This is a genomic window from Citrobacter sp. Cb080 (genome assembly GCF_030334745.1).
Lineage (GTDB): Bacteria > Pseudomonadota > Gammaproteobacteria > Enterobacterales > Enterobacteriaceae > Citrobacter > Citrobacter braakii.
Genome location: NZ_JAOWDG010000038.1, coordinates 1 through 12,951, shown reverse-complemented (window position 1 = coordinate 12,951; position 12,951 = coordinate 1). Strand labels below are relative to the sequence as shown.

The window sequence follows — 12,951 nt, the reverse complement described above, 5'->3', positions numbered from 1 at the left end:
TTCATGCAGGTATCCGCAGAAGTGTTGCATGCCCTGACCACCGCACTGAGCGCCGCCTTTACCAAAGGTGTTGGTCGGGTCAATCCGCAGTATCGATCCATCGCCACGGTCATCCCCAGTTCCGGCGCGTCTAACACTTATGGCTGGGTTGAAGACTTCCCGACCATCAAAGAATGGATCGGGGCGCGTCAGCTGAAAGAACTGGCTCAGGCCGGGTATGTCATTACCAACAAGACCTGGGAAAACTCGGTCAAGGTCAAGCGCGAAAAAATCGAGGACGATCAAATTGGTCAGTATTCCGTGATTGCTGAGCAGCTTGGCCGCGATACCACGATTTTCCCGGACAAACTGTCGTTTGAGTTGCTGTGCAAAGGCTTCGATACGCTGTGCTGGGATGGTCAGTATTTCTTTGATACCGATCACCCTGTTGGTGCATCCACCAAATCGAACGTTGTGGGCGACCCGGCGACCGATACGGGTGAACCGTGGTTCCTGATTGATGCGACGCATGCGCTGCTGCCCATCATTTACCAGGAGCGTCGTCCGTTTAACTTCATCGCCCTCGATGACCTCACCAGTGAGCGGGTGTTCCTTCAGAACGAATTCGCCTACGGGACCGATGGCCGCAGCAACGTTGGCTTTGGTTTCTGGCAGACCTGTGTGGGATCAAAAGCCGCACTGAACAAAGCGAACTATGAAGCCGCGGTCTCCGCAATGATGGGCATCACTGATTCTAACGACGAACCACTGGGCATGAATCCGACATTGCTGGTCGTCGGTAAGAACAACCGTGGCGCGGCCAAAGCGCTGATTGAAGCGGTTACGGCTGATGGTGGTGGTTCAAATATCTATTACAAGGATGTTGACTTGATGGTTTCACCTTTCATCAAAAAAGCGTGACGTCATTACGTAAAAAATCACGTAACGCCGGATTAAGGAGGAGTTAATCCTCCTTTAAACCCACCCTGAATGAGGTTTAAAAAGTGAGTGGAAAAGTTAATAAGTCAGCCGCTGGTAAGACCGGAACCACTTCGGAAAAGAAAGACGACAAAGCAACGAAGGATACGTCTGTCCCGGCGCAACCGGCACCGGTGGCACCAGTTATTACTGATGACAGTCAGGCATCACAACCGACGGTTGCAGCTTCAGATGTCGCATCTGACCCGGAACCTGTACCCGGTGATAATGGAATAACGGTTATCCCGGCCACAGTCAGTCTTGTCACCATACCGGGTGAAAACACGGGTGATGACCTGAGAAAACATGTCTGGCGGGAAACGCTGGCCCATGACCATTCAGAGGCTGTTCGCATTGCTGAAAATGTCGTGGTGCTGGAGGTCCGCGCCATTCCGGAAAATGGCTTTCACCGGGCAGGCCGATTCTGGCCGCACGATACGGTGCATGTGTTTGTCAGCGATAACCCGGATGAACAGATTCTGGAAGATGCCGGAGGTAAGCCGCTGGAGGGTTGCGTGATCAGTACCGACACAGCCCTGCGTCTGAAGGCTGAAAAGATGCTGATTGTGACCGAGCTGGCGACCGTTACCGGGACTGAAGCCGACGCGGAGAGCAAATAATGGGCATCTACGTAACGCGTGAAGACCTGCTGGCAACCGATGGTGACCGCGTCTGGAACATGGCAATCAACAAAGAGACGCAGCAGCTTGACGAAGAAAAGATCCAGCGAGCGATTGATGACACTGATGCAGAAATTAATTCCTTTCTGGCAAAGCGTTATCAGTTGCCGCTGAACCTTCCGACCCTGCCGAGTCCGTTGCGCCGGGCGGCGGTCTCCATCGCGTTCTACTGGCTGTCTGAACGGGACCATCAGATCACCGATGAAATCCAGAAGCGTTACGACGAAGCCCTCCGCACCCTGCGTGAAATCGCCAACGGCACCCGTGACCTCGGTGTGCCGTCTGACACCCCGGTCCCTGAGACCGACACAGGAAAGCTGATCATCGTCAGTGAAAACCGTCGTCTGTTCACCCGTAACAACCTGAAAGGGGTGCTGTGATGGGAATTACTGTCGAGGTCAGAGGAGACCAGAAGTTTCAGGACATTCGCCGTGCGATTGAGCGACTGGCTGACCAGTCGCTGCAACAGGAGCTACTGGAGAGCATTGGCGCTGTGGTGGAGTCACAGACCCGCCGGCGCATCTCCAGCGAAAAATCCAGTCCTGCCGGCGAGAAATGGCAGGACTGGTCTGACAGCTACGCGAAAACCAGACACAGCAACCAGAGCCTGTTACAGGGCAACGGCGATCTGCTCGACAGTATCCAGTATGTGGTCAGCGGCTCTGTCGTTCGTGTGGGTACGCCGCTTGATTATGGCCGGACGCACAACGAGGGGTTTTCCGGCTCGGTGTCTGTGTCAGCCCATAAGCGACTCATCTCACAGGCATTTGGACGGGCGCTTAAACACGGGGTATGGCAAACCGTGGGGGCGCATAAACGTATGTTGAACATCCCGCAGCGTGAGTTCCTCGGCCTGTCCTCCGGGAACAGTCAGGAACTGCTGCACGTCATCGGGGATTTCTGGAATGAGGTTCTGCAATGAATGAACGTCCGGCGTTCGTCACCCTGGGCAGTACGGTCAGTGCCGCCGAGAATATTGTTAACTGGCTGAAAGCTGAACTGGAGGGTGAAAAGCAACCTGACCGGGTTGAAAAGGTGGAGCGTCACATCGGTCAGTTTAACACCCCGGATCAGGTCAAAAGCTATATGTCCGGGCGCGGCGGCAGTATCCGTATTGCGGCCTTACGGGTCAGGAATATCCAGAACCGTCGCGGCATGACCGGACTTGTGACCTGGGCGGCCTACATCATGATGGCTGATTTCTGGGGATACCCGCGCGATGCCCGCTGTGAGGTTATTGCCGGACGCCTTGCCCGTCGTATCAGTTGTCGTGAAGCGGCTGCGGGCATGAAGGCTGAGCGTATGGCTGAGAACATCGCCGCTGAAAACCTCTGGTCGGGTGGCCTGGACAATCTCGGGATCACCATGTGGGCCGTTACATGGGAACAGGAATTCCGTCTTGATGATGAGATAGACCTGTCCACGCTGCCGGAATTCCTGCGACTGGGTGCAACCATTGTGGTGAACGGACAGCCGGTAAGTGATGAGCCGCAAATCATAAACGTAAGAGAAGGACAGACTGATGACAAAGAAAATGATTAAGCCATCACGGGCGGGCCTGCTCGTTCGTAAGGCTGATGGCAGTCACCTTGCCGCTGATGGCGAGACGCTGCCGGTCAATGCGTACTGGCTGCGCCGTGAAAAAGAAGGCGATGTGAATATCACTGAGCCACCGAAGTCCCGCACATCTAAAACCGATAAGGAGGCATGATGTCCATCGGTAATATTCCTGATGATATTCGTGTCCCGCTGGTCTGGATCGATATCGATAACTCTATGGCGATGAGTGCCGCGCCGGCACAGTCCCGAAAAATTCTGGTTGTGGGTCAGCAGCTCGCCAGCGCGACTGCTTTACCGTTGACGCTGAATCGTATTACTGGCGACAGCATGGCCGATGAACTCTATGGCCGTGGCTCCATGCTGGGTGAAATGGCAAAGATGGTCCGTAAGGCCAACAGCTACACCGAGATGTATGCGATGGGACTGGAGGATTTTGCCCAGGGCGCCGCAGCGAGTGCCACAGTCACGATGCTCGGCACCGCCACTCAGGCCGGTACGCTGGCACTGATGATCAATGGCGTGTCTGTCCAGGTCGGGGTCAGCATCGGTGATGAAGCGGCAACCATTGCCGGCAATATCATCACTGCGATTACCGCAAAGCCTGCCACTCAGGTCACCGCCACAGCAAAAGCTGATGCTGCTGCAACGGTAGTGCTGACCGTGAAGTGGACAGGTGTCACGGGAAATGACAGCGATGTGCGCCTGAACTATTACGCCGGAGAAAAAACACCTGCCGGCATCAGTGCAACACTGACTGCATTTTCGGGTGGCACGGGGACACCGGATATTCAGGCGGTTGTCGCTGCGCTGGGAGATGACTGGTACACGGATATCATCTTCCCATACCTCGATACCCAGAGCCTGAACACTATCCGTGACGAACTGCTGGAGCGCTGGGGACCGCTCAAAATGATGGAGGCTTTGCTGTGGTCTGCTTATCGCGGAACACATGCCCAGAGCGGTACATTCGGACATACCCGCAATGACTGGCTGATTTCCTGTATTGGCACCAACATCGCACCTGAACCATCATGGTTATGGGCCGCCAGCTACGGCGCAACGGCGGCATACGAGCTGGCCCTTGACCCGGCCCGCCCACTCCAGACGCTGGTGCTTAAAGGTATCAAGCCGCCCGCTCGCGGTATCCGCTGGGATATGCCGGAGCGTAACCTGCTGCTGCATGACGGTATCGCCACGCACTTTGTTGATGCCGGAGATAACGTCTGTATTGAGCGCGAAATCACCATGTACCGCGTTAATCGCTTTGGCGATACGGACATTTCATACCTTGATGTGCAGTCGCCGGCAACGCTTGGCCGTATCCGCTATGTCATCAAAAACCGTTTCACCAGTCGCTACCCACGCCACAAGCTGGCGGGTGATGACGTGCTTGATTTGCTCGATGCCGGTCAGCCGGTTATGACGCCCAAAATCTGTCGGGCTGAGTTACTGGATATTGCGCTGACAGAGCTTATCCCGGCAGGTCTGGTGGAGGATTTCGAGGATTATAAAGACACGCTTGATGTCACCATCGACAGCAAAGATCCAAACCGTCTGAACTTTATCTGCCACCCGAATCTGGTGAATCAGTTGCGCGTTCTGGCCGGTCTCATCCAGTACAAACTTTAAGGAGCCAGCATGGCAAATATTCTGGGTATGGCGGCGATTCGTATTAATGGCCGTGAAATCAAAACTCAAGGCAAATCCACCCTGAATCCGGGAGGCTATGCCCGCCAGCAACATATGGGCGGCGGTAAAGTCTGGGGTAATTCCCGCAAGATGGCGGCCCCCTCCATCAAGCTGACCATTGCTGCAGATCGCGATGTCGATGTGATTGAAATCAGTAACTGGGAGGACGTGACCGTCATGTTTTACGGTGACAACGGTCTCAACTACATGATGACCGGCGCGGCCACCGATAACCCGGCAGAACTGGACGAAGACGCGGGGACGGTCTCGGCTAACTTCATCGGCGTCAAGTGTGTGAAGGTGTAAGACATGGCTGAAATGACATTCACTCTGGTACATGGTCTGCGTACAGGCAAAGGCACTACCGACGAAATGCTTCACAAGGATGTGACGCTTCGCGAACTGACATCACGGGATGTTATCGAATCACAACTGGCCTCAGAGCGCGTCGTGCTTGGGGATAATGGCAAGGCGGTTGCCTACTGCTCTGAGGTCATGATGGGGCTGGAGATGATGCGCCGGCAGATTAAGAAGATTGGTGAAATCCCCGGCCCACTGGACATGAATCAAATTTATGCCCTGCATCCGGAAGATTTGAAGTTGCTGACTGAAAAGGGTCAGGCGATGGATGACATGCTGGGGGAGACTGCCGAACGGGGGCGACATGGTGCCGATGGCAGCGGCGCTCAATCTACTGCTGATTAACCTCTCTCAGCGTTTCGATGTTAACCGGCTTGAGCAACTGCCCCTGCGGCAGTTGCTTATTCAGGTCAGGCAACTGAGGAAGCAATATGACAAACCGCCTAAGCACTGAAATTCTGATTAACCTTGCCGGGAACCTGACGGCCAAAGCCCGCCAGTACGGCGCTAATATGAGCGAGTTTGCCAGCCGTAACCAGAAAGCAATGTCTGTTGTGAAGGCTGCGTCTGAATCTGCCGGACGTGGTCTGGATATGCTCAGTAATCGCTATACAACGATGATTGCCGGCCTTGCCAGCGGCGCAGCGCTGAGGGAATTTGCTAAAACAGATCGACAATTAACCGGTCTGGGTATTGCTGCCGGTAAAACTCGTGATGAGATGCGCAATATCTTTGATGGCATTCAGGAAACAGCCATCAAATTCCGGGTCGATGACTCGGAGGTGTTGGCGGCCCTGGAGAATGTCAACAAAACGACCGGTGATCTGGATTTTGGTATTCAGAATAAGGGCATGATAGCCGCCTCTATCGCTGCATCAGGTTCCGATGGAGAGCCGATTGGCGGACTGTTTTCTCAGTTCCCTAAATTTGGTCTTCAGACTGAAAAACAGACGCTTGCAGCTATGGACACGTTAAACCTTCTGGGCAAAGAAGGTGCATTTGAGCTGAAAGACATTGCAGAAAAAGGCGTCAGAGCCTTCTCTATGTACTCCGCTGCTGGCGGGAGTGGCGTTAAGGGAGTCAAAGACGTAGGCGTTGTACTGGAATCTGCCATTGATGCCACAGGCAACCGTGATACAGCAGCCACGGCGACTGAAAACCTTATTCGTGATCTGCAGTTGCCAAAGGTTGTTGACACTCTCAAGAAGAAAGCAGGAATTAACGTATATGGCAAAGATGGAAAAATGCGTTCTCTTCCAGAAATTCTGGCTGAAGTAGCGAAATCATCTGGTAGCAAAGGATCGCAAGAGCAGAATGAAAGACTACTGAAAGCCGGTTTTAACCAGGACAGTATTTTACTTATCAGCAGTGTCACCTCTGGTAAAGGAGCAGAAAACCTCAAGCGATACCAGTCAGTAGTCGGAGATGGTACAGGCATCATGAAAGATGCTGAATATGCGGCGAAAGATTTTACTTCGGCGCTGACCAGCCTGAATGTTACCTGGAAGAAATTTTCTAACAGCAATCTTGCCGGACCGGTACAGGAACTGGCTGATGCCATCAATTCAGTAGATCAAAAGACGGTTCAGAACTGGCTTGAAGTCGGCAAGAAAATTGCCATTGCGACTGCCGGAGTCATTGCAGCACGTAAAGCATTTAAAATCGGTAAAGGTGCATGGGATTTTCTCCAGCCAGAAAAAGGAGGAAAAGGCATACCTAAAGGCGTCTCAGATGTTTTTGGCTCCGGTGTTATGCCCGTTTATGTCGTGAACATGGGCAAAGGTGGAATGGGTGGTCCTGGTGATTTAATTCCCGATGGAAAAGAACCTCGTAAACCCAATGGCCCAGGACGTCTTAGTGTTCCTGGAGGGATGATCGGAACATCTCTAATGATGGCCACAATTCCCTATCTTGATGATGATTCTTCACTGACCGATGACGACAAAGCTGGCATGGTTCAGTGGGCAAAGGATCGTGCTAAACGCAAAGCGAATGAGAAACCGGTTATTGACCCGCGCCCGTGGGCATCAATGACACCGGCAACGCCGTTTATCCCTGCGTCTGAAAATCCCCCGGCAGACAGACCGCGCCCTGAAACGAGTGACCATTCTTTGTTTGGTGTCATCGTTGATTTTCTGCGGGGCACTAACGCCGCAATAGAGAACAAAAATGCGCTTGATAAATCAGCACAGCCATCCGTTCCTCTGGCCCCGACAGTGAAAGAGATACAGGGTGAAATTCGTGTGATCCTTGAGGGGAATGGTCGCGTTAAAAATGTCTCCATGAACCAGTCTGATATAAAACTCAGCGCTTCTGCTGGCGTGAGCAGCGTGGGACAAGGCTAATGGGAAAAACACGATGGGAAGACCTGCGAGATGCTTCATTTCGGGGCGTATCCTTCTATCTGGTCGATAACGAAGGCACCAGTGGACGCCGTGCAATCCCCCGAGCCTACCCTAAAAAAGAAGTGGGCTGGACCGAGGATAACGGTGCTGTTCTGACCCAACAGCAAATCAACGGCAAGCTGATTGGCAAGGACTACCAGAGCCAACTGGAGGCGCTTCTGCACGTTCTGAACATGCCGGGACCTGGTGAACTAATCCATCCGTGGTTCGGCATTGAGAAAGTTCAGGTCGGCAAGGTGACGCACCGTCTGAGCACTGAGGAAGGCGGCATTGCCTATATCTCTTTTGAGGTATATGAGGCGGGTGAACGCCTGTTCCCTGCGCCGACAGAAAACACCAGCCTGACGGTACTCAGCGCAGCGGATAAGGTTAAAGCTGCCCTGGCTAATGGTGATGTCTTTGCCCTGCTGGATGGTCTTGGTGAGATGGCTGATACGTGGATGGACGACATGGAGAATCTGGTGGTGGGTGTGCTGACGCTACCCTCCGCGATCACAGAATGGACTGACCGCCTCGGACGCTTTCGCGGACTGATTGAGCTGGCCGTCGCGAAACCCGCCGGGTTTATCAATGATGTTCTGACCCTTGTCAGCGGTGTACGCGATACCGTGACCGAACCTTTGTGGTCAATGCGGGTTTATGATCAGCTCCGTAGCCGGTGGCAGGGAGAACAGTTTTCCGGTTCTTCATCTTCGCCGTGGTCGTCGCCGGCTTCGTCAACAAATACAAGTGACCGCGCGACAGCCGCTGCACTCCACCAGTTGCCCAAATACATGTCAGTCACACCAGGTTCAGTGACTGACGGAAAGTATGGTTTTGCCAGCAGCCTTCCGGACGTTGTCCCTGAGCTGACCGATGCCATGCAGGACAACATCACTCATTTCCGTCAGTTGATTGTCGTTGCCAGCCTAACTGGACAGGCAGAGACCGTTGCCAGCACCGATTTCAGAAGCAGTGAGGAAGCCATAAGTGCGGGTGACACGCTGGCTGAGCAACTGAATGAACAGGCTGTGTACGCCGTAGAAAACGGTCAGCGGGATTTGTGGCATGCCCTGCGTGAGCTGCGCTTTGCCGTCGTCAATGACGTGCGGGTCAGAAGCGCTCAGCTACCACAGACACGAACGGTCATTCTGACCACAACGTCCCCGGTATCTCTGATTGCATGGCGTGAAACCGGTAATACCGAGAACCGTGACGCCATCGCGTCAAGGAACCGATTGAAAGACCCGGCGTTCGTTCTTCCGGGTAAACCTGTCGAGGTAACAGATTGATGGAAATGGTTGTGCTTGAGGTTGACGGCCAGCAGTGGGACGGATGGACAGAGATGTCCATCACTTCCTCACTGGAGGCTGTTGCCGGCGAATTTGATCTCACTGTCACCACACAATGGTCAGAAGCATCACCGCGCGTGATTAAGCAGGGCATGCCCTGCATCGTCAGGCTGGGAAAAGATACGGTTCTGACGGGGTATATTGATGATTTCATTCCCAGCTATGACGCAGAAAACATGAGTATTCGCGTTATGGGGCGGGATAAAACCGGCGATCTCGTTGACAGCTCAGTGGTGCATAAATCCGGCCAGTGGAAAGGTGTTCGACTGGAGCAACTGGCAGTGGAAATCTGCAAACCCTATGGCATCAGTGTTATCAGTGAAACTGACACTGGTGAAACCTTCGGTAGCGTGGTGCTTGAACAGGGAGAGACCGCCTTCGATCTTCTTGACCGCCTGGCTAAACAACGCGGCGTTCTGCTGACTGCTGATGGTCTGGGTAATCTGATCATCACCCGTGCATCAACAAAGCGTGCCGGCGTTCCTCTGATATTTGGAACCAATATTCTTGCAGCCCGCGGCCGGTTCAGCTGGCGTGAGAGAAACAGCCAGTACATCGTGAAAGGCACCTCCAGTGCGGGTGGGAGCACGTGGGACGATCAGCCAGTCAAAGTGATTGGAGGACGTCAGACCATCGTTGATGATGGTGATATCAACCGTTACCGCCCGAAAATTCTGGTCAATGAAGACAGCCTGACCGTCGGAGGCGCAAGTACACGCGGTGAATGGTACAAAGCGCGGATGATGGGCGAAGCCAACAGCACCGAAATTACACTGGCAGGATGGCGAGAGAATGGCGATGAAGGCCCGTTATGGCAGAAAAACAGGCGCGTTGATATTGATGACCCGGTACAGAACCTGAAGGACTCATGGCTGATTAAAACCGTCACGTTTACTGAAGGTGATAACGGACGTCTCTGCGTTCTGACGCTGGTTCCCCCTGAGTCGATGGATATGCCTGAAACCAGTGCGAAAAAAGCAGGCAAGAAAGGCAAGAGATCAAAGGCAAAAACGGAGGAAACATGGGACTGAATCCGGCAAATATCGGTCGCATACTTGAAGGTATTGGACGCCGGCTGCGATTGCTCGTTGACAGGGCCGTTGTTCGTATCGTTACAGACAGTCTCGGGCGTCAGAACCTCCAGATCCAGTCTCTGGCGGATTCCACCAATGATGATGTTGAACGTTTCCAGAACTACGGCCTGACGTCTGTGCCGCCAGTCGGTTCAGAAGCACTCATTCTGGCAGTGGGGGGACGCCGGGAAGGTCTGGTGGCAATCGCTGTTGAAGACAAGCGCTGTCGTCCAAAAGGTCTGGAAAATGGAGAGGTCAGGTTATATCACGGTGATGGTCAGTCTTATATCACCCTGAAAAAAAGGTGGTCTTATCGACGTTAAAGGGAAATCGGTTAATTACGATGCCGGCGAATTGTTTGCGATAAATACAAAATTATTAAAAGTTAACGGCCCATCTGAATTTTCAAAGGATATTCAGGTCGCCGGAAAATCTGTTCTTGAGCATTTCCATATTGACGGGGATGGCAAAAAAACATCGGAGATGAAATGACAATTGGTATCAGCTGGAATAATCAGCTATCCAGAGGTGAACTGACCATTAACCATGATGGTTTATCGCGTGATGAAGGACTGGTCACTCTGGTTCTGATTTGTCTTTTCACCGACGTCCGTGCTGATACTGATGACATTATTCCTGATAGCTCATCGGACCCGCGAGGCTGGCCCGGCGACACCTTCAGTGATTACCCGTGGGGATCGAAACTCTGGTTGCTGGATCGCGAGAAGCTGACGGAATCCGTCAGAATGCGGGTGGAAGATTATGCACTGCTTTCTATGCAACCGCTTTTACGGTCTGGTTATGCGCGTAATGCAGCAGTCACAGCCACTATAAGCGGCAATGACCGAATTAATTTTATTGTCATTTTAACCCGCCCGGATAAAACGACGCTCCGGATTGAAATAAGTAAACGCTGGGAGTTCACTGCTAATGCCTTATAACGTTCCCGCGCTACGCAAGCTTATTACTGACGGCGAAAAAGATATTGCCTTTGAACTGGGGCTGCAAAAACTTCCGCCAGTAGGCGTTGAGAAAGCTCTAAATACCTCATTCAGCAATCAGGTTCGTGATTTATACGACCATCAGAGCTGGATTAAAGACCAGATTATTCCGTCCGTTAAATCTGATGATGAAACCATCATTGAGACTGCGGCCAGCGAAGGCGTCATCAGAAAACAGGCCACGTTTGCTACGGGACCGGCTGTATTTAAAGGGAATACACCTCTGCCGGATGATACGGAGATGCAAACCGCTACCGGTATTGTTTATGCCGTGACGACTTCCGGCGTTCCTGTAGATGGGGTCATGACTGTAACCATTCAGGCCAGCGATGCCGGCGCGTCAGGAAACCTTCCGGAAGGTGAAAGCCTGACCCTGATGTCCCCCGTTCCCGGCGTGGAGAGCATTGGTTTAACGGGAACGGGCGGCATCATCGGTGGTGCAGATATTGAGCCAGTTCCAGAATTGCTTGACCGGCTTTTATTCCGTAAACGCAATCCCCCTGTTGGTGGGGCTGTGCATGACTATGTCATCTGGGCACGAGAAATGGCTGGTGTCAGTCGGGCGTGGGCATTTGATGCCTGGCATGGCCCCTGCACAATCGGACTGGCATGGGTTTATGACGATCGTTCAGTGATTACCCCCGAATATCAGGACCGGAAAAATATGGAAGATTATCTTTTCCGTCATACCGACCCGGCGACTGGCGTATGGGTTGGTAAACCTGGAGGAATAGAAGTCTGGCCCGTTGAACTGGTGCTCCGTCCCGTCAATATGGTTATCGACATAACACCGGATACGTCTGCCACGCGTAAAGCTGTCCAGTCCCGTCTGCTGACGCTTCAGAAGACGCTGCTACCTGGGCAGACGTTACCCATTTCAGCAATCAGGACTGCTATCGGCACAGCATCTGGCGTGACCGATTACACACTGAATCTGACTGCTGACATTCCCTGCGATCAGAATGAACTTATTACTATTGGGGAACTGACATGGCCCACAGCGTAGATGAATGGCTGGGTGCTTTATGGCAGATCATGCCACGTGGCAAAGCGTGGTCACGCGATGAGGATGGTGATTTAAACCTTTTTTTACGGGCGTTAGCCAGGCGTTTAAGTCAGACGGAATTTGATGCAGAAAACCTGCTCCCGGAGATGCGGCCAGAAACAACATTTATGCTGCTGGAAGAATGGGAGGAATACCTTGAACTGCCGGAGTGTGGGCAGTTAAGCGGTACTGTAGAAGCCCGGCGTCGTGCCGTCGTGGAGAAGTATCACCGCAAAGGTGGTCTCTCCCCGTGGCAGATTGAAGCTGTGGCCGCCGCGCTTGGATTTACTATCCGGGTTACTGTCATTCTGCCTCACCACTGCATGCGTAGCTGCATGTATCCCCTTTATCCAGCCCGTTACCGCTGGACGTTACAGATTGATGTGATCGGTATAAGCGGCGGACGGTTTACCTGTATCGATAACGTCATGACACCGCTTCTGAGTGAACGTGCAAGAGAACTGGAGTGTGTGCTGACAAAATACCGTCTCGGCGGCACAGCATACGAATATTTTTATTCTTCAGGAGATAACTGATGTATCACGTAGATAATTCGACCGGTGTTCCGGTTATGCCACAACCGTCTCCTGTCACCAGTGAGACAGAGCTTTTCTTTACTGAAGGTGGTAATGGAGTTCCTCCGACGTATCCCGGCCCGGACTGGTTTAATACCATTCAAAGTGAGCTGCTTAATATTCTCAGGGACGCTGGGCTTGATCCTGACAAAATGGACAACACGCAGATTCTGGCCGCTCTCAAAAAACTGTTTCTGAGCCGCTCCAATCCATTTGGCGACATAAAAACAGATGGTGCGGTGGCAATAGCGACGGCTCTATCAAACCTTGGTTTG

At 52.8% G+C, this 12,951-nt stretch carries 15 protein-coding genes and 2 pseudogenes; all 17 read left to right on the top strand.

The window, feature by feature from the left end:
* Window positions 1–3: 3 nt before the first annotated feature.
* Complete coding sequence (locus tag OGV38_RS07685; protein ID WP_181626638.1) at window positions 4–900, top strand: Mu-like prophage major head subunit gpT family protein; 897 nt, start codon at window positions 4–6, stop codon at window positions 898–900.
* Between the two features lie 83 nt (window positions 901–983).
* The gene (locus OGV38_RS07680; protein WP_181626639.1) at window positions 984–1,577 is read left to right on the top strand and encodes a hypothetical protein; all 594 of its coding nucleotides are present in this window, start codon (window positions 984–986) and stop codon (window positions 1,575–1,577) included.
* Window positions 1,577–2,017 carry a gp436 family protein gene (locus tag OGV38_RS07675; RefSeq protein WP_058587163.1) on the top strand — a complete coding sequence of 147 codons (441 nt, stop codon included), beginning with the start codon at window positions 1,577–1,579 and terminating at the stop codon, window positions 2,015–2,017. The genes OGV38_RS07680 and OGV38_RS07675 overlap by 1 nt, the downstream gene beginning before the upstream one ends.
* The gene (locus OGV38_RS07670) at window positions 2,017–2,559 is read left to right on the top strand and encodes a phage virion morphogenesis protein (RefSeq protein ID WP_016239601.1); all 543 of its coding nucleotides are present in this window, start codon (window positions 2,017–2,019) and stop codon (window positions 2,557–2,559) included. Before OGV38_RS07675 ends, OGV38_RS07670 begins: the two co-directional genes overlap by 1 nt.
* Window positions 2,556–3,179: a hypothetical protein gene (locus OGV38_RS07665; protein ID WP_016239600.1), complete on the top strand. Its 624-nt coding sequence runs from the start codon at window positions 2,556–2,558 to the stop codon at window positions 3,177–3,179. The genes OGV38_RS07670 and OGV38_RS07665 overlap by 4 nt, the downstream gene beginning before the upstream one ends.
* Window positions 3,160–3,348, top strand: a complete 189-nt coding sequence (locus tag OGV38_RS07660) for a DUF2635 domain-containing protein (RefSeq protein WP_044712104.1) — start codon at window positions 3,160–3,162, stop codon at window positions 3,346–3,348. Before OGV38_RS07665 ends, OGV38_RS07660 begins: the two co-directional genes overlap by 20 nt.
* Window positions 3,348–4,826, top strand: coding sequence for a phage tail sheath subtilisin-like domain-containing protein (locus tag OGV38_RS07655; RefSeq protein ID WP_286473148.1), 1,479 nt, complete (start codon window positions 3,348–3,350; stop codon window positions 4,824–4,826). Before OGV38_RS07660 ends, OGV38_RS07655 begins: the two co-directional genes overlap by 1 nt.
* A gap of 9 nt (window positions 4,827–4,835) precedes the next feature.
* Complete coding sequence (locus OGV38_RS07650; protein ID WP_286473137.1) at window positions 4,836–5,192, top strand: phage tail tube protein; 357 nt, start codon at window positions 4,836–4,838, stop codon at window positions 5,190–5,192.
* Window positions 5,193–5,195: 3 nt separating this feature from the next.
* Window positions 5,196–5,591: a phage tail assembly protein gene (locus tag OGV38_RS07645; protein WP_181533006.1), complete on the top strand. Its 396-nt coding sequence runs from the start codon at window positions 5,196–5,198 to the stop codon at window positions 5,589–5,591.
* Window positions 5,592–5,677: 86 nt separating this feature from the next.
* Entirely contained in the window at window positions 5,678–7,591 is a 1,914-nt protein-coding gene (locus tag OGV38_RS07640; RefSeq protein ID WP_181533007.1) for a phage tail tape measure protein, read from the top strand.
* Complete coding sequence (locus OGV38_RS07635) at window positions 7,591–8,922, top strand: DNA circularization protein (RefSeq protein ID WP_181626643.1); 1,332 nt, start codon at window positions 7,591–7,593, stop codon at window positions 8,920–8,922. Before OGV38_RS07640 ends, OGV38_RS07635 begins: the two co-directional genes overlap by 1 nt.
* On the top strand, window positions 8,922–10,013 hold the full coding sequence (locus OGV38_RS07630) for a phage baseplate assembly protein (RefSeq protein WP_016239593.1): 1,092 nt from the start codon (window positions 8,922–8,924) through the stop codon (window positions 10,011–10,013). The genes OGV38_RS07635 and OGV38_RS07630 overlap by 1 nt, the downstream gene beginning before the upstream one ends.
* Window positions 10,004–10,547: pseudogene (locus OGV38_RS07625) on the top strand (phage baseplate assembly protein V). The gene OGV38_RS07630 and the pseudogene OGV38_RS07625 overlap by 10 nt, the downstream one beginning before the upstream one ends.
* Window positions 10,544–10,996, top strand: coding sequence for a phage GP46 family protein (locus OGV38_RS07620; RefSeq protein ID WP_086538983.1), 453 nt, complete (start codon window positions 10,544–10,546; stop codon window positions 10,994–10,996). Before OGV38_RS07625 ends, OGV38_RS07620 begins: the two are co-directional and overlap by 4 nt.
* Complete coding sequence (locus OGV38_RS07615) at window positions 10,986–12,062, top strand: baseplate J/gp47 family protein (protein ID WP_286473133.1); 1,077 nt, start codon at window positions 10,986–10,988, stop codon at window positions 12,060–12,062. The genes OGV38_RS07620 and OGV38_RS07615 overlap by 11 nt, the downstream gene beginning before the upstream one ends.
* Window positions 12,047–12,637, top strand: coding sequence for a putative phage tail protein (locus tag OGV38_RS07610; protein WP_137468313.1), 591 nt, complete (start codon window positions 12,047–12,049; stop codon window positions 12,635–12,637). The genes OGV38_RS07615 and OGV38_RS07610 overlap by 16 nt, the downstream gene beginning before the upstream one ends.
* A pseudogene (locus OGV38_RS07605) lies at window positions 12,637–12,951 on the top strand (integrase); the annotation flags it as partial. The gene OGV38_RS07610 and the pseudogene OGV38_RS07605, both read left to right, overlap by 1 nt.

Coding starts and splice junctions, on each gene's coding strand:
- OGV38_RS07665 (WP_016239600.1), top strand. CDS start 2,556: ATGAATGAACGTCCGGCGTTCGTCACCCTGGGCAGTACGGTCAGTGCC.
- OGV38_RS07630 (WP_016239593.1), top strand. CDS start 8,922: ATGGAAATGGTTGTGCTTGAGGTTGACGGCCAGCAGTGGGACGGATGG.
- OGV38_RS07620 (WP_086538983.1), top strand. CDS start 10,544: ATGACAATTGGTATCAGCTGGAATAATCAGCTATCCAGAGGTGAACTG.
- OGV38_RS07660 (WP_044712104.1), top strand. CDS start 3,160: ATGACAAAGAAAATGATTAAGCCATCACGGGCGGGCCTGCTCGTTCGT.
- OGV38_RS07610 (WP_137468313.1), top strand. CDS start 12,047: ATGGCCCACAGCGTAGATGAATGGCTGGGTGCTTTATGGCAGATCATG.
- OGV38_RS07670 (WP_016239601.1), top strand. CDS start 2,017: ATGGGAATTACTGTCGAGGTCAGAGGAGACCAGAAGTTTCAGGACATT.
- OGV38_RS07685 (WP_181626638.1), top strand. CDS start 4: ATGCAGGTATCCGCAGAAGTGTTGCATGCCCTGACCACCGCACTGAGC.
- OGV38_RS07655 (WP_286473148.1), top strand. CDS start 3,348: ATGTCCATCGGTAATATTCCTGATGATATTCGTGTCCCGCTGGTCTGG.
- OGV38_RS07635 (WP_181626643.1), top strand. CDS start 7,591: ATGGGAAAAACACGATGGGAAGACCTGCGAGATGCTTCATTTCGGGGC.
- OGV38_RS07650 (WP_286473137.1), top strand. CDS start 4,836: ATGGCAAATATTCTGGGTATGGCGGCGATTCGTATTAATGGCCGTGAA.
- OGV38_RS07675 (WP_058587163.1), top strand. CDS start 1,577: ATGGGCATCTACGTAACGCGTGAAGACCTGCTGGCAACCGATGGTGAC.
- OGV38_RS07615 (WP_286473133.1), top strand. CDS start 10,986: ATGCCTTATAACGTTCCCGCGCTACGCAAGCTTATTACTGACGGCGAA.
- OGV38_RS07645 (WP_181533006.1), top strand. CDS start 5,196: ATGGCTGAAATGACATTCACTCTGGTACATGGTCTGCGTACAGGCAAA.
- OGV38_RS07640 (WP_181533007.1), top strand. CDS start 5,678: ATGACAAACCGCCTAAGCACTGAAATTCTGATTAACCTTGCCGGGAAC.